Below are 24,745 nucleotides of genomic sequence, written 5' to 3'. Positions count from 1 at the left end.
TATTGCCCTGCAATCACCCGAAGAACAGATATGCCATTGCGATAGCGGCAATAGCTCCGGCCAAATCTGCCAGTAAAGCGCACTGTACGGTGTAGCGCGTATTCCGGATACCTACACTTCCGTAGTATAGAGCAACGACATAGAAAGTCGTATCGCACGAACCTTGTACAATGGATGACAGACGCCCAACAAAAGAGTCGGCTCCGTATGTGTTCATTGCGTCCAGCATCATTCCCCTGGCTCCGCTTCCACTGAGCGGTTTCATCAGCATGGTTGGCAGAGCTCCTACAAATTCGGTGTTTATCCCCAATGAATTAATTCCTATACGAATGCCTTCAATTATGAAGTCCATTGCTCCTGATGCACGAAATACGCCTATACCCACCAGAATGGCTACCAGATAAGGTATGATGGTAACGGCCGTATGAAATCCTTCTTTTGCTCCTTCGATAAAGGTATCGTATACGTTTATCTTCTTGCGTATGCCGCTTATAATGAATCCGCAGATAATGGTAAACAGCAATGTGTTGGCAAATAAAGTGGAATAGAGAGACACCTGTTCTTGGTTCAATGACTTGAATAACCACACTAATCCTCCGATGAATAGGCCCATTCCGCCAAAGAATAGTATAAGGTTCTTTTGCAGGATATTAATGCGTTGCTTCAGGCAAACAGCCAGTATTGCAACTAATGTGGAGGTAAATGTTGCCAGCATGATAGGCAGGAACACGTCCGAAGGGTTGGCCGCCCCGAGTTGTGCCCTGTACATCATAATGGTTATAGGGATAAGTGTTAGACCTGATGCGTTGACACAGAGGAACATAATCATTGAATTGCTGGCCGAATCCTTGTCTTTGTTTAGTTCCTGTAGCTGCTGCATAGCCTTTAATCCCATGGGAGTTGAGGCGTTGTCTAGTCCTAACAGGTTGGCTGACAGATTCATAAATATAGATCCGGTAGCGGGATGGTCTTTCGGAATATCAGGAAACAGTTTGCTGAATACGGGCGATGCCATCCGTGCAAAAGATTGTATTAATCCGCCTTTTTCTCCTATCTTCATTATTCCCAACCATAAGGAAAGTATGCCGGTAAGTCCCAGCGATATTTCAAATCCTGTTTTGGCAGAATCGAAGGAAGCATTAATAATTTCGGTAAAAATTGTTGTGTCTCCACCTATCAGCAGTTTACCTAAAGCAACTACAAATGCAATAAGAAAGAAAGCAATCCAGATATAGTTTAGTACCATAGTTTGAAATAGAAATGTTAATCTTTATCTTTTCGGAAGATAAAATAAGAACCTAAAATAAGTTGCATTTGACAAAAATACGAATTAATTGCCAATAGATTTGTATTTTTGCTACCTAATAATTGTAAGAGGTATGAAGAAGATATTAGTTACCTATGACATGTTTCGCGAAGGATTTGCGGAGCTGGAGAGCAAATACGAGGTTACCTTTCCTGATGGACGGGACTTTACGTATGAAGAGGTGTTTGAAATGATACCTGAATATGACGTGCTTTGTTCCATGTTCGATTTTCCGGTGAATAAGGAACTTATTGATCATGCACCGAAGTTACAGATGGTTGCCAATTATGCTGTTGGCTATAATAATATAGATGTAGCTTATGCGGTAGAGAAAGGAATTGTCGTGTCTAATACTCCCGGTCCTGTGACGGCCCCAACTGCTGATATTGCTTTGGGATTAATATTAGATACAGCCCGTCGTATTACCGAATGCGATCGTAAGTTGCGTACATTGGGAAAAGAGATGAAAGTTGGTGTACTCGAGAATCTCGGAATGCCTATTACCGGACAAACATTAGGAATAGTAGGTATGGGACGAATCGGGAAAGCGTTGGCTAAGCGTGCCCGGGCTTGTGGTATGGAGGTCGTTTATCATAACCGCCGCCAGCTTTGTATCGAGGATGAAACCAAACTGGGGGTGACTTATGTTTCGTTTGAAGACTTGCTGGCACAATCTGATTTTGTTTCTTTGAATGCACCGTATACTCCTGAAACATATCATATCATCGATGAATCCGCATTAAAAAGAATGAAACCTACTGCTATCCTGATTAATACGGGGCGCGGCCCTTTGGTGGATGAACATGCTTTGGTGAAGGCGCTGCAGGAAGGCATTATTTATGGTGCCGGATTGGATGTATTTGAATTTGGCGACTATCCGTTACCTGAGTTACTCGGGATGGATAATGTAGTACTTACTCCACATATCGGGACACAGATAACAGCTACCCGTATAGAGATGGCACGTGCCGTGTCGGATAATGTAATCGGATTTCTGGAAGGCGACCGCCCTGTGTCACGGGTATTGAAACCATGACAGCGGAATTTGTGTTGAATGAGTTGTTGTCTGTTGCAAACCCTGAGAAAGCCGTTTTCTTACAACGATTTTTTAAAACAGGCCCCGGACAGTATGCCGAAGGTGATATCTTTCTGGGGTTAGTGGTTCCTCTTACCCGGAATATTGCTAAGGCAAATAAACAAACCCCTTTGTCCGAATTGCAGGTACTAGTGGAAAGTAAGTACCATGAAGCCCGTCTTTGTGCCCTATTGATCGTAGTGGAACGGTTTAAGAAGGCTTCTCCGGCAGAACGGGATGCTCTTTATAAGTTTTATTTGAAGAATGCCCGTTATATTAATAATTGGGATTTGGTGGATGTAACTTGTCCTCATGTGATTGGTGCCTATTTGTTGGATAAAGACCGTTCGCGCCTGTATGAACTGGCAGAGAGCGATAACCTTTGGGAACAACGTATTGCCATGGTATCTACTGTTGCATTTATACGCAAAGGCGAATTCACCGATACATTGGCTATTGCGGAACGATTAATGACACATAAGCATGATTTGATGCATAAGGCTGTAGGCTGGATGTTGCGTGAGGTTGGTAAGAAAAACCGGAATATATTGACCGATTTCCTGGAAAAGTATGCTACTTGTTTACCCCGTACAGCTTTGCGTTACGCAATCGAGCATTATCCGGAAGATCAGCGGCAATATTTTTTGAAGAAGAAATGATTAAATGAACGAGACGGTGAAAAAGCAACTCCAAAAGTGGGCAAAGCAATATAATACAAAATCATTTATAACGGATGATCCTGTCCAATTTCCCCACCGCTTCCACAAAAAGCAAGACATTGAGATTTCGGCCTTTCTCACTGCCTGGATTTCTTATGGTAGAAGGCCGAATATCCTGAAGAAGGCCGAAGAATTACATCTGATTATGGGATCAAGTCCATATGAATGGTTGATGAATGACGGTATATCTGCCATTTCATCGTTTAAAACGAATGATCCGGCCATACGTGATACTTTCTATCGCTTTTATACTTATTCGGACTTAGAGGGGCTTTGTTTGCGTCTGAGAGAAATATATTTGAGGTATGACTCTTTGGAAGATGCCTTGCACGACATTCCGCATCTTGCACCTATTCCCAGGCTACAAGAGTTATTTTATAATGTGAATGGCATTCCTGTAATAAGTGGCAATTCGGCTTGCAAGCGATTGGCAATGTTTTTGCGCTGGATGGTTAGGATGGATGGAATCGTAGATTTTGGTATATGGCAATCTGCTGTTAAGCCACACCAATTGCTTATTCCTTTAGATACACATGTTTACCAGATATCGATAGAACTGGGCTTGACAAAGCAGAAGACAGCTTCTATGAAGGCAGCCTATGAGATTACAGAAGCCTTGAATACAGTCTTTCCCGGCGACCCTTGTCTGGGTGATTTTGCTTTGTTTGGATATGATATTAATAAATAAGAACAGATGAATACGATCTCTTCCGTATGCGTGTATTGCGCATCGAGTACAAAAATAGATGCTGTCTATTTTGAGGCAGCGAAGCAATTAGGGACTTTGTTGGGTGAACGGAAACTTAGGGTGGTTAATGGTGCGGGTTCTATAGGATTGATGCGTACTGTTTCGGATGCCACATTGGAAGCCGGCGGTACAGTAACAGGCGTAATTCCCCGGTTTATGGTGGAACAGGATTGGCATTATACCGGATTGACCGAATTAATCGAGGTCGATACAATGCATGAGCGTAAGCAACTGATGGCTGATACGTCTGATGCGGTGATTGCACTTCCGGGTGGTTGTGGTACATTGGAAGAGCTGTTGGAAGTGATAACCTGGAAACAATTAGGTTTGTATCTCAATCCGATTGTGGTCTTGAATACCAATCATTATTTTGATCCTTTGCTTGAAATGCTTCAGAGATGTATGGACGAACATTTTATGCGTCCTCAGCACGCTGCCATGTGGGCTGTAGCCGAAACAGCCGAACAGGCAGTTGAATTGATTTATTCTATGCCTTCCTGGGATAAAAATACCCGTAAATTTGCGGCTATTTAGCTTTAATAGCCGTACAATTTCTAAAGCATGGATTCCGGAATTATTTGGCAAGAATATATTTATTGGAAATATTTGCCGATATACGGGAGTTCTTTCAACGGCAAATCTCTTTTTACGGTGAATACGATAAAAATGAGTAATAATGTGCTGCGGTAAACTAATCGTATAATTTCCGAATCTATTTTTGGGAGCATTCCTGCCAAATATAGAATTGTAGCCAGGCTTGCATACAGGGCTGCCGATTTTAAATCGTATTGTATCGGAAACCTCTTTTGTCCGATGAAGTATGAAAGAAGCATCATTAACAGATTACAACAGAAGGATGCCCAGGCACAAGCCATATATCCGTAAGTTGGCCCGAAAAAGAGTATGATGGATACGGTAGCAATACATCCGATAGTTGAAAAATAGGCTCCCCATTGTGTCTGGTCGATTAGCTTATACCAGAATGAAAGATTAAAATAAATACCGAAGAAAAGTTCGCCCAGCATTACAATCGGGACGACACGTAGACCGGGGTAATAGCTTTTGTCTACGAAATACTTGAAAATATCTATGTAGAACGTAACGAAGAGAAAGATAAAGAGCGTGAAGATAACGAAGTATTTCATCGCTTCCGAATATGCTTTTTTACTCCCCTCTTCTTTGTTCTTGGCGAAGATGAATGGTTCGTAGGCGTAGCGGAAGGCTTGGGTGAACATAACCATAACCAGCGCTATTTTGAAGCAGGCACCGTAAATGCCGAGCTGCTCGTTTGCATATTCTTTGTCGGCAAATAGAAAAGGAAACAAGATTTTATCGGCCGTCTGGTTAAAGATTCCGGCTATTCCCAATATCAGGATCGGGAATGAATAACGCAGCATCTGCCTCCAGACTTGCAGGTCGGGTTTATGCCGGAAACCGGGTATCATGTCGGGAAGCAGCATAAGTAATGTTACAACAGTTGTTATCACATTTGAAATAAAGATGTAACCGACACTGTAATCTGCATGAAAGAACCAATCCACCGCTGAAGGATAATGTTTCATAAGCCACGGGCAGATGATAAGGAAAAAGATATTCAGTGCAATGTTGAGGAAAATGGCCAGCAGTTTAAGGAAAGCAAAGCGTATGGCCTTGCCTTTGTATCTGAGGTAGGCAAAAGGGATGCAGCAGAAAGCATCTATTCCAACTGTGATTCCCATCATCAGGATATATTCCGGATGGTTTGCATATCCAAGCGTGTTACTAATGGTTCCATAGAATGGCAGTAACAGAAGAATGAATGCAATAGAACTTATGCCCAAACTGAATAGAGCGGTCGAATAAATACGTATCGGTTCCTGTTCTTCTTTTTTATTGATGAAACGGAAGAAACCCGTTTCCATCCCGTAAGTAAGTAATACAAGCAACAGGGCTATCCATCCGTAAACATTGGTTACAATCCCAAAATCTGCAGTGCTTGCCAATACGCGCGTATACATAGGCACTAGCATCCAGTTGAGGAAACGGCCTAAGATACTGCTAACTCCATATACGGCTGTCTCTTTAGCCAACCGCTTCATTCCTTGCGCCATATAATTTGATTTAAGCCGTTATTCTTTGACGGCTACTCCGTTTATTAATCGAATAGGAACCCCTGTTCACTTCCTTTGTTTCTCCCCAGATGGGTATAAGCTAAATCTGTGACTTCACGTCCCCGCGGTGTTCGTTTGATAAAGCCTTCTTTGATAAGGAAAGGTTCGTATACTTCTTCCAAAGTTCCCGGATCTTCTCCCAGTGCAGTTGCAATTGTTGTCAACCCCACCGGACCACCGTTAAATTTATCTATAATCGTTGTAAGCAGTTTGTTATCTATCTGATCAAGTCCGTAACGGTCTATGTTCAGGGCTTCCAATGAGTAACAGGAAATGGCCTTGTCTATCGACCCTGATCCTTTCACCTGGGCAAAATCTCTTACGCGGCGGAGCAGGGCGTTTGCGATACGTGGTGTTCCCCGGCTGCGGGACGCGATTTCGCGGGCTGCACTCAGATCACATTTGACATTCAGTATGTCGGCACTGCGAAGAATGATTTTTGTTAATGTCTCTACATCGTAATATTCCAGGTGCATGTTGATACCAAACCGGGCACGAAGGGGGCTTGTAAGCAAGCCGCTTCTGGTAGTTGCCCCTACAAGTGTAAAAGGGCAGATATCAATTTGGATGGAACGTGCACTCGGACCTTTATCAATCATGATGTCAATTCTGTAATCTTCCATTGCAGAGTAAAGATATTCTTCAACAATCGGACTTAAACGGTGAATTTCATCGATGAATAGGACATCATCTTTCTCTAAAGAGGTCAAAATGCCGGCTAAATCTCCCGGTTTATCTAAAACAGGACCGGAGGTTACTTTAAAACCTACGCCCAGCTCATTTGCAATAATATTTGATAAAGTTGTTTTGCCTAGTCCCGGAGGTCCATGTAATAGAACATGATCTAATGCCTCTTTCCGCATACGTGCCGCCATAACGAACACTTTCAGGTTTTCAACAACCTTTGCCTGCCCGCTAAAATCATGAAACGAAAGAGGCCGGAGAGCGTTTTCATACTCCCGTTCGTTTTCCGGTATTTTTGCATCGCGTATATCAAAATCGTCTTCCATAATATCTTTTTATCTTGACAGGCAAAGGTAATAATTTATTCTTATACCAATTAGGAGAATAAAGAAGTAAAGAAGTCATAGTTATGATTTTAGAAATTTATAGTTATGAGTTGTAAAAATCATAACTATGACAGTCTGGAGAGTACTTATATTTATGCCAACCGGTAGCTTGGGAGAATGTTTTTATAAATACTGAAATATGGTTGATTATTGTAAATGGTATAAATAGCGCAAAAATATAGAGTATTATAGTTTTCTGATATTTTGCTAGGAAATGTCATTAAAATATTATAATTATTAGTTTAGAATAAGTATATATTCTTATCTTAGTCATTAAGATTTTTCTTGTCGTATTCTTAATAACGAATACTTGTGTTTGTTTAAAATTAACTTTAAATCTATGTGCTTATGAATCAGACATTCTATTATTTATTACTGTTTTCCTTTATTTTCTGTATGGGAAGTTGTGATAAGGAGGACTTGATACTGATATCTCCAGGAGGTAATGAAAAAGTAATTGAAGTGAAAATGTACGATGTTGGTCTTAAATTCTACTTGCAGAACGAACAAGGAGAGCCAGCTACAACCTTTAAAGAAGGAGAAAACTTTTCTATTTGTTGTTCGATAGAGAATTTTAGAGAAACAGAGTTCTTAATGTACGATCATTTTCCTCCTGATGAAATAGGTAAAGTCTATAAATCTGATGGTACATTTGTTGGAGTGGCAGATGGATTTCCTATAAATTGGGTAGATATACCTTCTATATATTATCCGGGAAGAAGTAATATAGGTGTTTTTCCGTGGATAAGAGATGATATAAATGAACAACATCCATTGCCTCCCGGTAATTATTATATAGGTTTTACTTTCAGATTTGACTTGTCAAATACTAAAGATGAGTATTACAAAAATGCCATCACGGATGAAATGAAGTTTAGAATTTATTTTACTGTAGAATGAAAATCAAATTATCATGAAAAAGCTTGCATACGTAAATGTAATTCAGCTATTAGAAGAAGATGCAGAGCTTGAAGATCCATTGAGTGTGCTTGAGATTCTGTAAATGTATCATTTTTCATAACAACTGCAAACAAATGCTTCTAATCTTCTAGTATTAATTATTCTATTCCTATCTTTGTAGGCAATAGATAGATAGTTTTGAAATATGGCAAAAGGAGCATTGTACATACTGGTCAGGAATTTTTTTATTAGAAATTTCGATGTTCGTCAGGAGAAAGAAGACGAAGAGGAAACGATTGAATCTATTAAGAAGGGTGTAGAGTTTAAAGGAACAAATCTTTGGGTACTTATTTTTGCCACGTTTGTGGCTTCTTTAGGGTTGAACACGAATTCTACTGCTGTCATTATCGGTGCAATGCTTATTTCTCCGCTTATGGGGCCGATAATGGGTTTTGGTTTAGGATTAGGCATATCCGATTTCGAGTTAATCAAACGTTCTTTCCGTAATTTTGCTACGGCTACTGTATTTAGTGTTATAACTTCTACTCTCTATTTTTTGATTTCTCCGATCAGTGAAGCTCAAAGCGAATTGTTAGCACGTACGCAACCTACCGTTTATGATGTGTTGATTGCCTTTTTCGGTGGATTGGCCGGAATTGTAGCGAGTTCTACCAAAAGTAAAGGAAATGTGATACCGGGTGTTGCTATTGCAACAGCATTGATGCCTCCTTTATGTACGGCAGGCTTTGGATTAGCCAGTGGCAATTTGTATTATTTTTTCGGCGCGTTTTATTTGTATTTCATCAATACGGTTTTTATCAGTTTGGCTACTTATGTGGTTGTAAGGCTGCTGAAATACCCCAAAAAAGTATTTCTTGATAAACAACGTGAGAAAATAGTAACCCGTTATGTCGGTATAATCGTTTTTTTTACAATTGTTCCGAGTCTTTTTCTTAGTTATAATTTAATCCGTACAAGTTACTTTAATGAAAGAGTACGTTCGTTTGTATCCGAAGAACTGAACTTTCCGAATACCCAGATATTGAGTAAAACAATTACCGATACGAGTGATAAAAAAGAAGTAAAAGTCGTATTGATCGGTGAAACTGTTCCTGAAACGATGATTGCAAATGTCCGTTCAAAAATGCCTAAGTACGGGTTGAAAGATGTTTCACTTGTTGTACAGCAAGGATTCGGGCAAGAATCTACCGATATAAATGAGTTAAAAAGTTTGCTTATGCAAGACCTGTATAAGAATCATGAAGAGGTATTGCGTGTACAGGCAATACAAATAGATTCGCTGAAGCATAAACTTGATGTTTGCCGTAGTTCATCGCGTATTACTGAAGAGGTTATGCCGGAGATGAAAGTTCTTTTCCCTTTTGTGGAAGAGGCATCATGTTCTAATACATACATCATGAAAGCATCGACAGAAAAGCAAGATACTGTAATGTTAGTTTATTTGAAATGTAAGGATAGAGAACGCATTAACGCTGAAGAAAAGAAAAAAATACGTGAATGGTTATCTGCACGAGCGGGTGTTGGTAATGTAAAATTATTAATTGAATAAAAGAGAGAGAATGAATTTGAAGAAGAGAGTATGTGCCTTGTTGCTGCTTTTTGTTGTTGCGGGACAGGCTTATGCTGATGAAGGGATGTGGGTGCTTAAGGAGTTGAATAAACAGAATTTAGCCCGTATGAAGGAACTGGGTTTTACTCCTTCGTACAAACAGGTTTATAGTGAAACAGACCCTTGCGTAGCTAATGCTGTTGTTATTTTTGGCGGTGGATGTACAGGTATTACTGTTTCCGACCAAGGTTTAATTTTTACGAACCACCATTGTGGATTTGGTGCTATCCAGCAATTAAGTAGTGTGGAACATGACTATTTGAAAGACGGTTTTGTTTCGCAAAATTTGTCTGAAGAATTGCCGGTTCCGGGACTATCGGTTCGTTATTTACATGAAACGGTAGATGTAAGCGACCGTATCAATAGTGAAATATCAGGGATCAGTGATGAGTTTAAGCGTTTGGCTGCAGCAGACTCAATTGGACGTGTTATTTGCGATTCTATCGGTAATACTGAGTTTGTATCGGCCGATGTAATCCCTTTTTATAATAATAATAAATATTTTTTGATTGTATATGATGTGTACCGTGATGTGCGTATGGTATTTGCTCCACCGAGCTCAATTGGAAAATTTGGAGGCGATACAGACAACTGGATGTGGCCGCGCCATACGGGTGACTTTTCTATTTTCCGTGTTTATGCCGGTAAGGATAATAAGCCGGCTGAGTATAATGCGGACAATAAACCCTATCAGCCTAAATATGTAGCAGAAGTTTCATTGCAGGGCTACCAGGATAAAGATTATGCCATGACTATAGGCTTTCCGGGAAGTACAGACCGTTATCTTAGTTCGTGGGGAGTACAGCAACGTATTGAAAATTCGAATAAACCACGCATAGAAGTGCGTGGAATCAAACAGGCTATCTGGAAAGATGCTATGTTGGCTAGCGATGAAATCCGTATTAAATATGCATCGAAATATGCGGGAAGTTCCAATTATTGGAAAAATTCGATTGGAATGAATCGGGGATTGGCAAACCTGAATGTAATTGAACGTAAGAAGAAAGAAGAAGCGGATTTTGCTGCATGGGTTGCACAAGATGAACAGCGTAAAGAAAAATATGGTAATGTACTTGAACTGTTAGAGAAAGGTTATACCTCTACAAACGAATATAGACAAGCGGCTACTTATTTGATGGAGGCTTTCTCCAGTGGAGCTGAAATTGTACGTTTAGCCCGTATGATACAATCAGTAGATGTGGATGGCTCAACTTCCGAAGAGAAAGACGCTTTTATGAAAGAACGTATTGAGTCTTTTTTTAAGGATTATGATCCGGCTCTCGATCAAAAGGTATTAACCGCTATGATGAAAGTAGTAAAAGAGCGTGTACCCGAACAATTCCTTCCTGATATTTATAAGCAAATAGATAAGAAGTATAAAGGAGATTACGAAAAATATACGGCTGATGTTTTTAAGAAAACGAAACTGCTTTCGTACGATCAAATCGAGTCTATTATAAAAAATCGTAAACAATACGATAAGTTTAAAAAAGATCCTGCGGCCGAATTAAGCCTTTCTGTCTTGATTTCCCTTTTTGAATTACAACAATTCATGAGTGATGCGGAATATGATATATCCAAAGGAGAGCGTTTATATTTTGCAGGTTTGAAAGAAATGCATCCGGATGAAGCATTGTCCTCTGATGCGAACTTTACTATGCGCCTGAGCTATGGATCAATTGGCGGATATAAACCTTATGATGCGGGTTGGTATGATTTTTATACTACCGAGAAAGGTATTCTGGAAAAAGAGAATCCTGCCAGTGATGAGTTTTGGGTACAACCCGAGTATCTTGATCTGATACGCAGTAAAGACTTTGGTCCTTATGCGAATGAAAATGGAGATCTTCAACTTTGTTTCCTTACGAATAACGATATTACCGGAGGAAATTCGGGTAGCCCTGTTTTTGATAAGAATGCCCGCTTGATAGGATTGGCATTTGATGGGAACTGGGAAGCTATGAGTGGCGATATTGCTTTTGAACCGGATTTGCAGCGTTGTATAGGTGTAGATATCCGTTATGTTTTATTTGTCGTGGATAAGTGGGGCAAATGTTCTCGTCTTATTGATGAATTGAAACTTGTAAAATAAGGGATTTCGGAAATTAACCTTAAAAATATAGCTTTATGAAAAAAAATCTTCTTATAATTGTTTTTTGTACGATATTTGCAGTTAACAACCTGTCTGCTGTTGATAATCATGCCAAGCATGTGATATTGATCGGACTTGACGGTTGGGGTTCTTACAGTATCGGAAAGGCCGAAATGCCTAATGTTAAAAAAATGATGACAGAAGGGTGTTATACGCTGAATAAACGTTCTGTTTTGCCATCATCAAGTGCAGTGAATTGGGCTTCTATGTTTATGGGAGCAGGCCCCGAGTTGCACGGATATACGGAATGGGGTTCGCAGGTACCGGAGTTGCCATCGAGAATTGTAGATGAGGATGGTATTTTTCCGACTGTATTTGGCTTATTACATCGTGCTGATCCGAAAGCAAAGATTGGTTGTATTTACGAATGGGATGGAATTCGTTATTTAGTAGATACATTGGCTTTGAGCTATGATAAACATGTTGTTGAGGCTTCGGCTGATTCTACGGCTACTGCCCGTTTTGCAGTAGAGTACATTAAGCAGGAAAAGCCGGATTTATTAGCTGTTATTTTTGATCAGCCCGATCATGTAGGCCATGCAGTAGGCCATGATACTCCGGCGTATTATACAAAATTGAAAGAGCTAGACAGTTATATAGGTCAAATTGTGCAGGCTGTGAAAGATGCTGGGATATGGGATGAAACTATTATAATTGTAACCGCCGATCATGGTGGTATTGGAAAGGGCCACGGAGGTAAAACCATGCAGGAAATGGAAACCCCATTTATCATTGCTGGTAAAGGCATTAAAAAAGGACATGTCATTGAAGAAAGTATGATGCAGTTCGATGTAGCCTCCACCGTCGCATGGATTTTTGGCCTGCAACAGCCTCAAGTGTGGATAGGACGTAGTATTATTAAATAATACACCTTCCGCACATGGATGCTCTCTTTGCATCCCCGTTTGCCCCCGGCGCATTTATGTGTTGGGGGCTTTTTTATCCGGTTAATCCATTAAAAACATTAATAATGTCATGTAGTCTTTTAGGTTTGATTTCATTATTTTCAGTGATTTGGTGATGTGGTATTCCACCCCTTTAACTGTAAGACCTGTAATCTCTGCTATCTCTTTTACGGATTTGTTTTCGAAACGGCTTAGCCGGAATACATGTTGAGTTTGTTCAGGTAAAGTAAGAAGTGTCTCTTTGACTATTTTTCTAATCTCTTTTGAAAAGATTTCCGATGGATCGCAAGCTTCCAGCGTTGATATGCGGAGATTTATTTCTCTATTCATGATATCCGCCATATTCTCGATTACATTATGTTGGATGGCTTGATGACGAAGATAATCCAAAGACTTGTTCTTTAGGATGGTTAGTAATAAAGCATCGGAAATATCGGTTTCGCCGGAAGAAATCAGCTTCCAGTATTTTACCAATGATTCGGCAACAATGTCTTCTGCTGCCATGTCATCGTGTACATACGATTTGGCAAACAGAAAAGAGCGTCTATAATTCCGGTTATAGATACTGTCGAAATCCTTATTGTCCACGTTATATTCCTTATTTATTGCATAAAAATAGAGATATTTTCAGAAAACCATACGAATGCCTAACTTTATTTATATGCAAATTGTTCAGTTAACATATCAGATGGACTTGTAACACGTTTGTAACATGTGTGTAATTGGAGTGAAATAACTGTTTCAGACCTTTGTGCAAAATTAAGAATAAATTATTTATGGAAACATTTTATCTTTTTCTGGTGGTCTTCCTGTTCATTCTGGCTGTGTTTGACCTTTCTGTCGGGGTCAGTAATGACGCGGTAAACTTCCTCAATTCGGCGATTGGTTCCAAAGCAGCTTCGTTTAAAACTATTATGGTAATTGCCGCCATCGGTATTTTTGTAGGAGCCTCACTCTCTAACGGTATGATGGATGTAGCACGTCATGGTATCTATCAGCCGCAGCATTTTTACTTTTCCGAGATTATGAGCATTTTATTGGCTGTGATGCTTACGGATGTAGTGCTGCTGGATATTTTTAATTCGTTAGGAATGCCGACTTCTACTACCGTGTCGTTGGTTTTTGAATTATTGGGAGGTACGGTTGCCATTGCCATGATGAAAATAATTAACTCCGATGGAGTTTTGCAACTTGGAGATTTGCTGAATACAGATAAAGCGTTTACTGTGATTCTTGCCATATTCGTTTCGGTGGCTATAGCGTTCTTTTTTGGAACGTTGGTGCAATATATAGCCCGGCTTATGTTTACCTTTAATTATAAGAAGCAAATGAAGTATTTTGCTGCCATTTTCGGAGGTATTGCCGCAACTGCCATTGTTTACTTTATGCTTATAAAAGGTTTGAAGGAAAGTTCCTTTATGGATGGCGATGTTAAGAATATGGTGTATAGTAATACTGCAACTATTGTCTGGATTTGTTTTGTAGTATTTACAATTTTGATGCAAATACTTCACTGGCTAAAGGTAAACGTGTTTAAAGTCGTTGTATTGATGGGTACATTTTCTCTTGCCCTTGCTTTTGCCGGCAATGACTTGGTTAACTTTATCGGTGTTCCTTTGGTTGGCTATTCTTCTTATATGGACTATGTAGCGCAGGGCGGAACAACAACAACCGACACTTTCCTGATGTCTTCCTTGCTGGAACCGGCACAGACTCCTATCTATTTCCTTATTGGCGCAGGCATGGTTATGGTGATTGCTTTGGCCACATCCAAAAAAGCGCATAACGTAGTAAAAACCTCTCTCGATCTTTCCCGCCAGGCAGAAGGTGATGAAAACTTTGGAACCTCTCCTGTAGCACGTGTTCTGGTTCGTACATGCAGCAACATCGCTTCTACGATTGATAGCATTACTCCTTTATCGGTAAAAAACTGGATCGACAGCCGTTTTAATAAAAATGAAATGATTCTGGAAGACCGTGCCAGCTTCGACCTTGTGCGTGCTTCTGTCAATGTAGTACTTTCAGGTCTGTTGATAGCCTTGGGAACTTCTTTGAAACTGCCTTTGTCTACTACTTATGTGGCTTTCATGGTTGCGATGGGTAGTTCATTGGCCGACCGTGCGTGGGGGCGCGAGAGTGCCGTATTCCGTATCACAGGGGTGCTTTCTGTTATTGGCGGTTGGTTTATCACTGCGGGAGCTGCCTTTACGATCTGTTTCGTCGTAGCATTGATGATCTATTTCGGAGGCATACCGGCTATGGTGTGTATGGTAGGATTGGCTGTTTACTCTTTGGTACGCAGCCAGATTGCCTATAAGAAGAAGATGCGTAAACAGGCTTTAAAGGAAGAGGTGAACTCTACGGTTGCCAAATTACGTAAATCTACCGATGCACGCGAAGCGTTAGCTTTATTCCGCGAACATAGCCGCGAAGAGGTGCAAACCGATCTTACTTTCACTGCCGGGATGTTATCGCAGGCAATTTATGGTTTTATGAATGAGAACCTGCGTGATTTAAAGAAGACTTTAGCGGCTGTGGCCGAAAAGAAAGTACACCTGAAGCAGGTAAAGCGTGTAGGTACTCTTGGTGTTACCCAGCTGGAACATGATATAGCGGTAGAGAAAGGTTTATATTATTATCAGTGCAATGATTTTGCCAGTGAAATAATCTTTAGCATCCACCGTCTTACCGAGCCTCTGAAAGACCATATAGATAACAACTTCCCGCCTCTTGGCGCTATCCAGAAGGAAGAGTTTGGTGCTGTGACAAAGAAAGTGATAGATTTTGAAAACCGTTGTGCCCTTATGGTCGAGAAGAATGACTATACGGATATGGAAGCATTGGTTGCCGAATCGGTAAGCCTGCATAACCAACTTACAGCATTAAAGAAAGGAGAGTTAAAACGTATTCAGGGGCAGAGCGGAAGCACAAAAGTCAGTATGTTATACCTCAATATGGTGCAGGAAGTGCAGAACGTTGTAGCTTTCACCGGCAATCTTATTAAAGTGAGCCGCAAGTTCCAGAAAGAATAACCTACGGAAAAAAGGGAAGGGATAAGGTAAGAGTGTATCACGTTACTGCGTGGCAGTCTTTCACCTTATGCCGTGACAGTGTATCACGTTACCGCGTGGCAGTCTTCCACCTTATGCCGTGAGAGTGTACCACGTTACCGCGTGATGCATTCTCACCTTATAAGATGACTTCCTTCCACCTTACCGCATGAAAGTTTTTTGTTAAAACGGACGTCCGGTTTCTGTTTCAAACCGTTTTAAAGCTCGATGTTAAGCGAAGAGTTGCGAAGTATCACAATACTTTCTGGCCCCATATTGAACAGCAGGTCTATGATGCTTAGATTGGGCAGGAAACCGGATTTAGCCTGAAATACCTGGTAATAAGGCTTGGGATCGAATGTGGGATCGGGCATTGGTTGGCGCGGACGGATCGATTCGCGGAAATCGACGGGTACGACGGGAGAGTAATCTTCGGTATAAATTATATTGGGTTGTATATCCAGCAGATTACAGACCGTTTGCCGGAGTTCTTCGTTGAAATCGAGTAAAAAGCCGTATCGCTTTTCATAAAAAGGGGCGAAATCTTCTTCGTAATATTCAAAAAAGGGGCTCATGTTATAAGCCGAAACGATTGCATTCCAGTGCAGGTGGCGCCAGTTGCCATGATCGGAAATACGGATGTCTTTTGTCAGGCATTTAAGCGTGTCAGGCTTTATTATGGGGACCGATAAGGACAAAGGCCCGTTGGCTGCAGCAATGGTACAGCGGTTACGGTAAGTCTGCTTTAAATAGTTCTCGAATATTTCCAGACGGACTTCAGGAAAAGAATACATTTTGCAATATTGCTGGATTGGCCCCAGATAGGATGTCGAAAGATATACGGATTGCATCAGTTTACAGGTTTTAATATTCGTTGTTTGTCCCGGCTATACCAGCATATTAAGGCATTGCCTATTATATGGTCTGCCGGGATGAAGCCTAAGTGGCGTGAATCTACCGCATCATTTGTATTGTCGGATAGCATCCAATAATAGTCTTGTTTGAAGAAAAAGAAAGAGGTTTCTTTTCCGTCGATGTAAAGTTTGCCGTTGCGGAATACGGCTTTTCCGCTCGTTTCTTTTAAAATGGCCTCTTTGCAAGCCGTCAGGGCTGCATTGTTCAAACGGTAAGCATGCCCTTTTTGTGGAACAACGAGCGTATAGTTGTCGGTCTGCTCGTTTATAAACCGGAGGTTTGTATCGTCGGTCAGCTCTTCTCTAAGCTGATACTCTTCAAAAGTGGTAAGACGTAGCGTGAATCCATACGCCTCCTTTTTCAGGTCTCTTTGAGGAATGTTCAGCTTTCGCAAAGCTTGTATAAATTCATTTTCCGCACTTGCCGTAACAAAATAAGTAGTAAGCGTCCGCGGAGAACGGGGTATTTGTTTACCATTTACATTGTAGCTGTCGTAGTTTACATGAATCGTATCGCCCGGCATTCCTATGCAACGGCTGATAAAAAGAGGAGACGTTGTTGTGTCTTGCAGCAAAGGACTGGTGAATAATACTACCCGATTGCGTCCCGGATTGCCTTTTACAGGCAATTTATTTACGAGTATGTAGTCGCCTTGATGAAGCGATGTCTCCATGGCATCGGTCGATATACGGTATGATCCGATACAGTAAAAACGTATTAACATAACAATCCCTCCCAGTAGTGCAAAGGCTACCAGCCATTTCAGGATGGAAAGGATCGTATGTTTCATATGTGCTTTGCTCTTTCTCTGTTAATCCGGATGTACCCAGCGGAACAGACGGTCCCAGCGAATACCGCCGTCAAACAGGCTACGGTCTTTGTCTAAAGATAACCAGATAAGGATAGGCTTACCAACAATATGATCTTCGGGTACGAAGCCCCATGAACGGCTGTCGGCACTGTTGTGACGGTTGTCGCCCATCATGAAGTAGTAATCATACTTAAAGGTGTAAGATGTTTCCGGTTTACCGTTTATATATACTTTGCCGTCTTTTACTTCCAGCGTATTGTTTTCATAGTTCTTGATGCATCGGCCGTATAATGCCAGATTACGTTCCGTCAAAGGAATTGTAGCTCCTTTCTTCGGGATCCATAACGGGCCGAAGTTATCGCGCGTCCATCCTGTGTTATATCCTGCCGGATAGTAAGTAGAGCCACCTAAATCATCCGGTTCAATAACAACTTTGTTCACATTCGGAAGTTTTTCTGCAATGGCCAGCGCTTTCTTTGTAAGTGGTAAATGGTAAACCGGGTTGTATTGTCCGCCCTGGCCCGGTGTGAAGCCAAGGAATGAAAGCAATTTGTCGTTGGAGACAATCATCCGGTCGTCTTTGCTGACATCCATTAAACGGAACTGATCTTCGGTAATGGGTGATCCGTTTGTTTCAACGTAGTAGTTAAACTGCATTTTTTCAGGATTCTTCGCAGCTTTGCCGTCTATATATACCTGGTTGTTGCGGACTTCAATTGTGTCACCCGGCATACCGATGCATCGTTTCACATAATTTTCCCGCTTATCTACGGGACGATAGATGACATCGCCGAAAGTAGCTTTGTCCAGGTGTATACGATCGCGTCCTACTTCTTCTATCAATGTATAATAATCGGGATTCTGCACTTTCAGGGCAACAGTGTCACCGGCCGGGAAATTAAACACTACGATATCGTTACGTTTTACGTTTCCGAAACCTTTTACCCGTTTGTAGCCCCATTCCGGCCAATCCAGATATGACTTGGTATTCAGGATTGGCAATGTATTCTGGACTAACGGAAAAGAAACCGGGGTATTTGGTACACGGGGGCCATAGCTCAGTTTGCTAACGAATAGATAGTCGCCTACCAACAATGATTTCTCAAGTGAAGATGTAGGTATCTGGTAGTTCTGGAAAACGAACAGGTTGATGAAATAGACAGCAATTAAAGCAAACAGTATATCGTCTATCCATTCTAATATATTGCGTACTTTCGGATTCTTGGAACGTTTCCAGGCACCCCATGGAATATATTGTGTCAGGAATATGTCGATTAGTACGATAATACCCAATAAAAGCCATGCATTTTGCATCCAAAGGCAAAATAAGGCGTATAATATGGTTGCAATGCCGAATTTAATCCATTGCTTTTTAGTGAACTTCTTCATTTTATTATTATCGGTATTTAAAATTTAAACAGATCGTCCATTCCTAAAAAACCCTGTTTGCCTGCAGTAAACTCAGCAGCTATTACAGCTCCTAAAGCAAAACCGGCACGGCTCTTGGCATCGTGCTTGATACTGATATAGTCTACTTCCGAATCGTAAACTATTTCGTGTATGCCTGGTACTTCGCCTTCCCGGATGGCATGGATAGGGAGGTCGGAAGGCTTTTCTGCAGTCTCCAACGTCCAACGTTCTTTACGATCTATGTTTTCAATTATGCCTTCTGCCAGAGTGATAGCAGTACCGCTCGGTGCATCCAGTTTATGAATGTGGTGAGTTTCCGTCATGCTAACATCGTATGAAGGGAAGTTGTTCATTATTTTGGCAAGGTATTTATTTAATGCAAAGAAAATATTCACGCCAATGCTAAAGTTGGAAGCGTAGAAAAAAGTCTTGCCTTCTGTGGCGCATATCTTTTTTATTTCGTCTATGTGGTCTAGCCAGCCTGTAGTTCCCGAAACAACCGGGACATTTGCTGCAAAACATTTCATGTAATTATCGAAAGCAGTTGCCGGAGTGGTAAATTCTATTGCCACGTCTGCACTTTTAAAAGCGTCCGAATGTATTTCTTCAGGGTTGTTTACATCTACTATAGACACGATCTGATGTCCTCTGTCAAGTGCAATCTGTTCAATGGTTTTACCCATCTTGCCGTAACCGATAAGTGCAATTTTCATATTTTGGTAATTGTATTTGAAACTATTCGAGTCAAATGTTTGATAATTAATGCTGCAAATATATAGAAAATGGATTAGATTTGTAGCATAAATCTTAACTCTGAAAGAATATGGAACGTTTATTACACTATGTTTGGAAATATAAGCTATATCCTTCTGCTCCTTTAGTTACTACCGGTGGAGTTTCCATCGAGGTACTAGACCCCGGTACTCTTAATACAAATGCCGGCCCAGATTTTTTCAATGCCAAAGTGAAAATGGATGATACTGTTTGGGCAGGAAGTGTTGAGATACACGATAAAGCTTCCGATTGGTTTCTTCATAAGCATGATAAGGATAAGGCTTATGATTCGGTAATTCTTCATGTAACGGCCTGTGATGATGCGACTATATATCGTATGAATGGCGAACCTGTCCCTCAATTTGTTTTATCTGTTCCGGATAATGTCAGGCAAAATATAGAATGGCTTTTGCTTCGCGATATTCCGGTTCCCTGTATTTCCTGTATACAGATGATAGAACCCTTGCATCTTTCGATTTGGACGGATGCTTTGCTTAGTGAACGTTTAGAGCGTAAAACACGTGATATAGAGTTGCTTTTGGAACAACATAATAATGATTGGAATGAAGTTTTTTATGTTACTTTAACGCGTAATTTCGGCTTTGGGGTTAATAACGATGCCTTTGAATGGTTGGCAAAGAGCTTGCCGTTACGTTATATTCAAAAACAAAGGAGTAGCAGTTCACAGATCGAAGCCTTGTTGTTTGGCCAGGCAGGAATGTTGGAGGAGGATAATGATTGCCATTATTACCGGTTATTGCAAAGGGAATATCGTTTTTTGCGACATAAATTCGGATTGAAACCGTTAGACGAATCATTGTTTAAGAGTTTACGTATCCGTCCGGTTAATTTCCCTCATCTGAAACTTGCTCAACTCGCGGCAATATGGGTACAACATGATACTTTATTCTCAGCAATATTGGATGCATATAGTACCGGAGAAATAAAAAAATACTTCCGTATTAGTCCGTCTGATTATTGGAGGACACATTATCATTTCCGTTATGCTTCTCCTGAAAAAGAGAAACCGATGGGCGAAAATGCACTGAATATTCTTTTGATCAATACGGTTGTCCCGATGTTGTTTGCATACGGAAAGCGCAATAAACTTCCTGAATACTGTGAAAGATCAATGCGTTTACTCGAAAGCATTCCTCCGGAACGGAACCATATTGTTGCAATTTTTACGAATGCGGGAATGTTAGTTCGTAATGCAGGAGATACACAGGCGCTTATCCAACTTAAACGGGAATATTGTGAGAAAAAGAAATGCCTGTATTGCAGGATTGGTTTTCGTTTGATAAAACGGAGTAATTTGCCTATTTTTGTCCCCGCTATAAACAGTCAGATCAAATGAATGACAAATATATAAGAAACAGTTTACAGCTATTTGCCGGTTTGTTCCTGCTGGTAGCAATTTATTCATGTGCGAACATGGCTACGCCTACCGGCGGTCCTTATGATGAGAATCCTCCTAAATTTATAAGTAGTACACCTGTTCCGAATCAGACCAACTATAAAGGCAAGAAGGTAGAAATCCTTTTTGATGAGTTGATACAGATAGATAAACCTTCCGAAAACGTAATCATCACCCCACCTCAGATGGAACTGCCTATTGTACGTACTGCAGGCCGTAAGGCTGTGGTTGAATTGATGGATACATTAAAGCCCAACACGACGTACACGATAGACTTTACCAACTCTATTTCCGATAATAACGAAAAGAACGTATTCGAGAACTTCTCTTTTGCTTTTTCTACCGGAGATATAATCGATACATTAGAGGTTGCCGGTACATTATTGAATGCTGAAAATCTGGAACCTATGCCTGGCATAATGATAGGCTTGCATGATAATCTTGAAGATTCTGCATTTGTGAAACTTCCGTTTGTACGTACTTCGCGCACAAACGATAAAGGACAGTTTACAATCCGGAATATTTCTCCGGGCAAATATCACGTATTTGCTTTAAATGATGTGAACCGCGATTATAAATTTGATCAGCCGGGAGAAGATATTGCTTTTCTCGATTCCGTTATTGTTCCTACATTTGAATTTGCTTCCCGGCAAGATACAATATGGAAAGACAGTTTGACGATTGATACTATACTTACCGTAGGTTATACGCACTTCTTGCCCGATAATATAGAGCTTCGTCTTTTCAAAGAAAAGTTCGGCCGGCAATATATGCTTAAACCTGAGCGTACACAGGAAAATAAACTGTCATTGCGCTTTAACTCTGCTTTGGATACAATTCCGGCTCTTGTACCTGTAAATTTTGCTCCGGCTGATAGCAGTTGGTATCTGGTACAGGAGGCAGATGGAAAAACGGCTATTCATTATTGGCTGACGGATCCTCTTGTCTGGCAACAAGATACCTTATTTGTCTCCGTAACTTATCCGAAAAGTGACTCGGTAAATGTTTTGCAGGCACAAACAGATACGGTTCAATTCTTGATGCGCCATCGTCCTGATAAGAAAAAGAAGAAAAAAGGTGACGATGCAGATACGCCTCCTCTTCTTGGCCTAAACATTAATTTACAAGGCTCGATGAACTTATTCGATACAATATCCGTTGTATTTGATGAACCGGTTGTCGATTTAAAGAAAGAGGTTTTCTTCTTGGATCAGAAAGTAGATACGCTCTGGAAGCCGGTGGAGTTTGATTTTGTACCCGATACGACCAATGCGCTCGGTTTCTTTATTAACCGCCCCTGGAAGTATGGAGAAGAATATCGTTTGGAAATAGACTCTGCTACCATACAAAGCATATATGGCAAGTGGAATGATTTCTTTACCGGTGAGTTTAAAATTAAGAAGAAAGATGAATATGGACATTTGTATATAAATATAATCGGAGTAGACACAACGGCTTATGTAGAGCTTTTGAATGGTAACGACCAACCTGTGCGGAAAGCGAAAGTAAAAGACGGAGGTGCTTTATTTATGGACTTGAAACCAGATAAGTATTACGCCCGTTTAGTATTGGATGTGAATGGAAACGGGAAATGGGATACAGGAAAATATTCCGATAAACAGCAGCCTGAAATGGTCTTCTATTGTCCGAAACAACTTAATGTTATGCAAAATTGGGAAGTAGAAGAAACCTGGGATATCCATGCTGCTCCCTTTAATCGTCAGAAACCTTTGGATATAACGAAGAATAAGCCGAAAGAATTAACCAAGAAGAAAAGGGATTACAAGAATGAAGGAAGACAATCGTCATCGCAAAACTCAGGACGTGCCGGAATGCCGTTCTAGGGTTTATCTTTATATACTGCTTCTTTTGCTGATAGGAGGGGTGGGTTATATCCGGGCACAGGGTTTACCTACAAACAGATATTTCACTCATGGTGAACGGGTAGACTATGATCTCTATTTTAAATGGGGCATTCTGATGCCAAAAGCGGGGCTTGCAACACTTTCTATTAAAGATTCCAAGTATGAAGGAAATTCATCGTGGCATTATCGGTTACTTTTTCGTACATCGGGTATGATGGAAAAGGTTTTTAAGATGCGTGATACGATAGATTGCCATTTTTCTTATGATGATGCTAGGTTATTGTTTAGTTCCAAACGGACAAATGAAGGTGATTATTATTTAATTGATAATCTGAGTTTCTCTTATAATGAAGGAAATGTATCTGTCCGTTCGCACAGATATAATTTGAAGACGACGAAGATTGATACCATATTAACAGCTCAGGGACGTATGTTCGATATGCTTGGGGCGACCATGTATTTGCGGGCTTTGGATTGGGACAAGATGTCTTATGGTGATACGTTTCCTTTTTTGATAGCTATCGGGCGCGATCTGGTTAATGTGAGTTACCGTTATTCCGGACAACAGATTGTAGAACGTGGCGATGCCAAATACCGTACCCGTCATTTTTATATTGATATTATTGATGAGGCTTTTACTCAGAATAAAGAAGCAGCCGAAGTCTGGATAGGCGACGATCAGAATCATCTACCCATTAAAATACGGGCAAAACTGAAGATAGGGGCAGCCGAAGTCTATTATAATTCATCTTATAATCTGCGCTATCCGTTAGATTGTCGCGTCGTTTTTCCTAAACGCTAGCGGTAACATAATAGTAAAACATGTCTGAATAAAAGGTTCGGAGGAGACGAGCAGTTGTCCGCCATGCATTCGTATGATCTGGCGGGAGAGACTTAACCCGATGCCGCTGCCGGACGATTTGGTAGTAAAGAAAGGCACAAATATATCTTCCCTCAATTCTTTGGCGATACCCGGTCCGTTATCAATGATTTCTATTGAAATGTTTTTTCCCTGATTGCCGACATGTATGAAAATAGATCCTTCCTCCTGTTTCTCCAGAGCTTGTATGGCGTTCTTCAGCAAGTTTACCAATACTTGGGATAGTTGTTCTTCGTCTGCCCATATCTCTATTTCCGGCTGGAAAAGTTGAATGTCAAATGTGATATGCCGTTTGTCTAGTTCTGCTTGATATAGTACTTGCAGGTTCAGTAGAAGACGGGTTAAAGAGAATAGTTTCGGAGATGGTTCGCGCAGGCTTGCCATACACCGGTACGAATGGGTAAAGTTCATCAGGTTTTGTCCCTGGCTCTTTATTGTATCAAGTCCTCGGATGGTTTTTCCAATCATTACGTCAGTAATTTCTTCAGGGCTTTTGGGCTCTTCTTTCTTCCGGAAATAAGAGAGAAGCGTACCCGAGAGTGAAACGATAGGAGCTATGGAATTCATTATCTCATGTGTAAGGATATGCATCAGCTTGTCCCACGATTCATATTCCTTCTGTTGCAATTCGCGTTCAAGTTTTTTCTGTTTATTTTCTGTTATCAAACGGCTGATACGGTTGAATGCGGCATGCAGCTCGCGTTGTTCTTTGCTTCCGTATGCTTCGGGGAAGAACAACATGGATTCGTTATCCTGTATTGCATCCAGAAATAACCGGATGCGCCGGTTCGTAACATTCAGATAGGCTACCAGAGAACCTATCAGTCCCAGCCCTATGCATATAGCTACAATACCCAGAATGATGGCACGCCCGCTAACAATACCCGCTATTCCCAGTCCGCATATGATCAGTATGGCCAGTATCCGTAGTAATATCCGTATATAAAGATGCAGGCTAAACATATCCA

21 protein-coding genes are annotated in these 24,745 nt (G+C 40.8%); 12 read left to right on the top strand and 9 right to left on the bottom strand.

What is annotated here, in order from left to right:
• Positions 1–13 precede the first annotated feature (13 nt).
• A complete protein-coding gene (locus ACYIB7_RS15310; RefSeq protein ID WP_103982874.1) occupies positions 14–1,246 on the bottom strand; it encodes a nucleoside recognition domain-containing protein in 1,233 nt (410 codons plus the stop codon).
• A gap of 133 nt (positions 1,247–1,379) precedes the next feature.
• On the opposite strand from ACYIB7_RS15310, the gene ACYIB7_RS15305 reads away from it, so the two are divergent.
• From ACYIB7_RS15305 to ACYIB7_RS15290, 4 genes are read left to right on the top strand one after another with little or no spacing between them, the layout of a single operon-like run.
• Positions 1,380–2,342 carry a 2-hydroxyacid dehydrogenase family protein gene (locus ACYIB7_RS15305; protein WP_103982875.1) on the top strand — a complete coding sequence of 321 codons (963 nt, stop codon included), beginning with the start codon at positions 1,380–1,382 and terminating at the stop codon, positions 2,340–2,342.
• Positions 2,339–3,040 carry a DNA alkylation repair protein gene (locus ACYIB7_RS15300; protein WP_480337683.1) on the top strand — a complete coding sequence of 234 codons (702 nt, stop codon included), beginning with the start codon at positions 2,339–2,341 and terminating at the stop codon, positions 3,038–3,040. The genes ACYIB7_RS15305 and ACYIB7_RS15300 overlap by 4 nt, the downstream gene beginning before the upstream one ends.
• A gap of 4 nt (positions 3,041–3,044) precedes the next feature.
• Positions 3,045–3,788, top strand: coding sequence for a TIGR02757 family protein (locus ACYIB7_RS15295; protein WP_103982876.1), 744 nt, complete (start codon positions 3,045–3,047; stop codon positions 3,786–3,788).
• Positions 3,789–3,794: 6 nt separating this feature from the next.
• On the top strand, positions 3,795–4,382 hold the full coding sequence (locus tag ACYIB7_RS15290) for an LOG family protein (protein ID WP_103982877.1): 588 nt from the start codon (positions 3,795–3,797) through the stop codon (positions 4,380–4,382).
• Positions 4,383–4,441: 59 nt separating this feature from the next.
• On the opposite strand, the gene ACYIB7_RS15285 is transcribed toward ACYIB7_RS15290, so the two are convergent.
• Entirely contained in the window at positions 4,442–5,938 is a 1,497-nt protein-coding gene (locus ACYIB7_RS15285) for a lipopolysaccharide biosynthesis protein (protein ID WP_103982878.1), read from the bottom strand.
• Positions 5,939–5,982: 44 nt separating this feature from the next.
• On the bottom strand, positions 5,983–7,008 hold the full coding sequence (gene ruvB, locus ACYIB7_RS15280) for a Holliday junction branch migration DNA helicase RuvB (RefSeq protein ID WP_103982879.1): 1,026 nt from the start codon (positions 7,006–7,008) through the stop codon (positions 5,983–5,985).
• A gap of 408 nt (positions 7,009–7,416) precedes the next feature.
• Between ruvB and ACYIB7_RS15275 the strand changes: the two genes are divergently transcribed.
• The 4 genes from ACYIB7_RS15275 to ACYIB7_RS15260 all read left to right on the top strand — a co-directional run bounded on the left by ACYIB7_RS15275 (position 7,417) and on the right by ACYIB7_RS15260 (position 12,616).
• Positions 7,417–7,968 (top strand): hypothetical protein, encoded by a 552-nt coding sequence (locus tag ACYIB7_RS15275; RefSeq protein ID WP_103982880.1) that lies wholly within the window; start codon positions 7,417–7,419, stop codon positions 7,966–7,968.
• Between the two features lie 205 nt (positions 7,969–8,173).
• Positions 8,174–9,538, top strand: a complete 1,365-nt coding sequence (locus ACYIB7_RS15270; RefSeq protein ID WP_103982881.1) for a TIGR00341 family protein — start codon at positions 8,174–8,176, stop codon at positions 9,536–9,538.
• A gap of 10 nt (positions 9,539–9,548) precedes the next feature.
• The gene (dpp7, locus tag ACYIB7_RS15265) at positions 9,549–11,690 is read left to right on the top strand and encodes a dipeptidyl-peptidase Dpp7 (protein ID WP_103982882.1); all 2,142 of its coding nucleotides are present in this window, start codon (positions 9,549–9,551) and stop codon (positions 11,688–11,690) included.
• A gap of 35 nt (positions 11,691–11,725) precedes the next feature.
• Positions 11,726–12,616: an alkaline phosphatase family protein gene (locus tag ACYIB7_RS15260; RefSeq protein WP_103982883.1), complete on the top strand. Its 891-nt coding sequence runs from the start codon at positions 11,726–11,728 to the stop codon at positions 12,614–12,616.
• 81 nt (positions 12,617–12,697) lie between these two features.
• Here the strand turns inward: ACYIB7_RS15260 and ACYIB7_RS15255 are convergent, their stop codons facing one another.
• Positions 12,698–13,243, bottom strand: a complete 546-nt coding sequence (locus tag ACYIB7_RS15255; protein WP_480337680.1) for an RNA polymerase sigma-70 factor — start codon at positions 13,241–13,243, stop codon at positions 12,698–12,700.
• A 188-nt stretch (positions 13,244–13,431) separates the two neighbouring features.
• Between ACYIB7_RS15255 and ACYIB7_RS15250 the strand changes: the two genes are divergently transcribed.
• Positions 13,432–15,687 (top strand): inorganic phosphate transporter, encoded by a 2,256-nt coding sequence (locus tag ACYIB7_RS15250; protein ID WP_099464749.1) that lies wholly within the window; start codon positions 13,432–13,434, stop codon positions 15,685–15,687.
• Positions 15,688–15,923: 236 nt separating this feature from the next.
• Here ACYIB7_RS15250 and ACYIB7_RS15245 read toward each other — a convergent pair whose 3' ends face one another.
• From ACYIB7_RS15245 to dapB, 4 genes are read right to left on the bottom strand one after another with little or no spacing between them, the layout of a single operon-like run.
• A complete protein-coding gene (locus ACYIB7_RS15245; protein ID WP_103982885.1) occupies positions 15,924–16,556 on the bottom strand; it encodes a WbqC family protein in 633 nt (210 codons plus the stop codon).
• Positions 16,556–17,410 carry a signal peptidase I gene (lepB, locus tag ACYIB7_RS15240; RefSeq protein WP_480337678.1) on the bottom strand — a complete coding sequence of 285 codons (855 nt, stop codon included), beginning with the start codon at positions 17,408–17,410 and terminating at the stop codon, positions 16,556–16,558. Before lepB (ACYIB7_RS15240) ends, ACYIB7_RS15245 begins: the two co-directional genes overlap by 1 nt.
• Positions 17,411–17,431: 21 nt before the next feature.
• The gene (gene lepB, locus ACYIB7_RS15235; RefSeq protein WP_099464746.1) at positions 17,432–18,820 is read right to left on the bottom strand and encodes a signal peptidase I; all 1,389 of its coding nucleotides are present in this window, start codon (positions 18,818–18,820) and stop codon (positions 17,432–17,434) included.
• A 17-nt stretch (positions 18,821–18,837) separates the two neighbouring features.
• A complete protein-coding gene (gene dapB / locus ACYIB7_RS15230) occupies positions 18,838–19,554 on the bottom strand; it encodes a 4-hydroxy-tetrahydrodipicolinate reductase (RefSeq protein WP_103982887.1) in 717 nt (238 codons plus the stop codon).
• 110 nt (positions 19,555–19,664) lie between these two features.
• Here dapB and ACYIB7_RS15225 point away from each other — a divergent pair, with 110 nt between their 5' ends.
• Genes ACYIB7_RS15225 through ACYIB7_RS15215 form a run of 3 tightly spaced genes read left to right on the top strand, consistent with a single transcriptional unit; the run spans position 19,665 to position 23,699 of the window.
• The gene (locus ACYIB7_RS15225; RefSeq protein ID WP_103982888.1) at positions 19,665–20,972 is read left to right on the top strand and encodes a DUF2851 family protein; all 1,308 of its coding nucleotides are present in this window, start codon (positions 19,665–19,667) and stop codon (positions 20,970–20,972) included.
• Positions 20,969–22,876 carry an Ig-like domain-containing protein gene (locus tag ACYIB7_RS15220; RefSeq protein WP_103982889.1) on the top strand — a complete coding sequence of 636 codons (1,908 nt, stop codon included), beginning with the start codon at positions 20,969–20,971 and terminating at the stop codon, positions 22,874–22,876. The genes ACYIB7_RS15225 and ACYIB7_RS15220 overlap by 4 nt, the downstream gene beginning before the upstream one ends.
• Positions 22,821–23,699, top strand: coding sequence for a DUF3108 domain-containing protein (locus tag ACYIB7_RS15215; protein WP_103982890.1), 879 nt, complete (start codon positions 22,821–22,823; stop codon positions 23,697–23,699). Before ACYIB7_RS15220 ends, ACYIB7_RS15215 begins: the two co-directional genes overlap by 56 nt.
• On the opposite strand, the gene ACYIB7_RS15210 is transcribed toward ACYIB7_RS15215, so the two are convergent.
• Positions 23,667–24,740, bottom strand: a complete 1,074-nt coding sequence (locus tag ACYIB7_RS15210) for a sensor histidine kinase (RefSeq protein WP_480337675.1) — start codon at positions 24,738–24,740, stop codon at positions 23,667–23,669. The genes ACYIB7_RS15215 and ACYIB7_RS15210 overlap by 33 nt on opposite strands.
• Between the last annotated feature and the right edge of the window lie 5 nt (positions 24,741–24,745).

The sequence above is a fragment of the Parabacteroides sp. KHUB-03 genome (genome assembly GCF_056640975.1).
The sequence above is the reverse complement of the archived record's forward strand: the minus strand, read 5'-3'. Positions and strand labels throughout refer to the sequence as shown.

Coding starts and splice junctions, on each gene's coding strand:
- ACYIB7_RS15220 (WP_103982889.1), top strand. CDS start 20,969: ATGAATGACAAATATATAAGAAACAGTTTACAGCTATTTGCCGGTTTG.
- ACYIB7_RS15285 (WP_103982878.1), bottom strand. CDS start 5,938: ATGGCGCAAGGAATGAAGCGGTTGGCTAAAGAGACAGCCGTATATGGA.
- lepB (WP_480337678.1), bottom strand. CDS start 17,410: ATGAAACATACGATCCTTTCCATCCTGAAATGGCTGGTAGCCTTTGCA.
- ACYIB7_RS15290 (WP_103982877.1), top strand. CDS start 3,795: ATGAATACGATCTCTTCCGTATGCGTGTATTGCGCATCGAGTACAAAA.
- ACYIB7_RS15215 (WP_103982890.1), top strand. CDS start 22,821: ATGAAGGAAGACAATCGTCATCGCAAAACTCAGGACGTGCCGGAATGC.
- ACYIB7_RS15305 (WP_103982875.1), top strand. CDS start 1,380: ATGAAGAAGATATTAGTTACCTATGACATGTTTCGCGAAGGATTTGCG.
- ACYIB7_RS15275 (WP_103982880.1), top strand. CDS start 7,417: ATGAATCAGACATTCTATTATTTATTACTGTTTTCCTTTATTTTCTGT.
- ACYIB7_RS15250 (WP_099464749.1), top strand. CDS start 13,432: ATGGAAACATTTTATCTTTTTCTGGTGGTCTTCCTGTTCATTCTGGCT.
- ACYIB7_RS15225 (WP_103982888.1), top strand. CDS start 19,665: ATGGAACGTTTATTACACTATGTTTGGAAATATAAGCTATATCCTTCT.
- dpp7 (WP_103982882.1), top strand. CDS start 9,549: ATGAATTTGAAGAAGAGAGTATGTGCCTTGTTGCTGCTTTTTGTTGTT.
- dapB (WP_103982887.1), bottom strand. CDS start 19,554: ATGAAAATTGCACTTATCGGTTACGGCAAGATGGGTAAAACCATTGAA.
- ACYIB7_RS15310 (WP_103982874.1), bottom strand. CDS start 1,246: ATGGTACTAAACTATATCTGGATTGCTTTCTTTCTTATTGCATTTGTA.
- ACYIB7_RS15295 (WP_103982876.1), top strand. CDS start 3,045: ATGAACGAGACGGTGAAAAAGCAACTCCAAAAGTGGGCAAAGCAATAT.
- ACYIB7_RS15260 (WP_103982883.1), top strand. CDS start 11,726: ATGAAAAAAAATCTTCTTATAATTGTTTTTTGTACGATATTTGCAGTT.
- lepB (WP_099464746.1), bottom strand. CDS start 18,820: ATGAAGAAGTTCACTAAAAAGCAATGGATTAAATTCGGCATTGCAACC.
- ruvB (WP_103982879.1), bottom strand. CDS start 7,008: ATGGAAGACGATTTTGATATACGCGATGCAAAAATACCGGAAAACGAA.
- ACYIB7_RS15270 (WP_103982881.1), top strand. CDS start 8,174: ATGGCAAAAGGAGCATTGTACATACTGGTCAGGAATTTTTTTATTAGA.
- ACYIB7_RS15300 (WP_480337683.1), top strand. CDS start 2,339: ATGACAGCGGAATTTGTGTTGAATGAGTTGTTGTCTGTTGCAAACCCT.
- ACYIB7_RS15210 (WP_480337675.1), bottom strand. CDS start 24,740: ATGTTTAGCCTGCATCTTTATATACGGATATTACTACGGATACTGGCC.
- ACYIB7_RS15245 (WP_103982885.1), bottom strand. CDS start 16,556: ATGCAATCCGTATATCTTTCGACATCCTATCTGGGGCCAATCCAGCAA.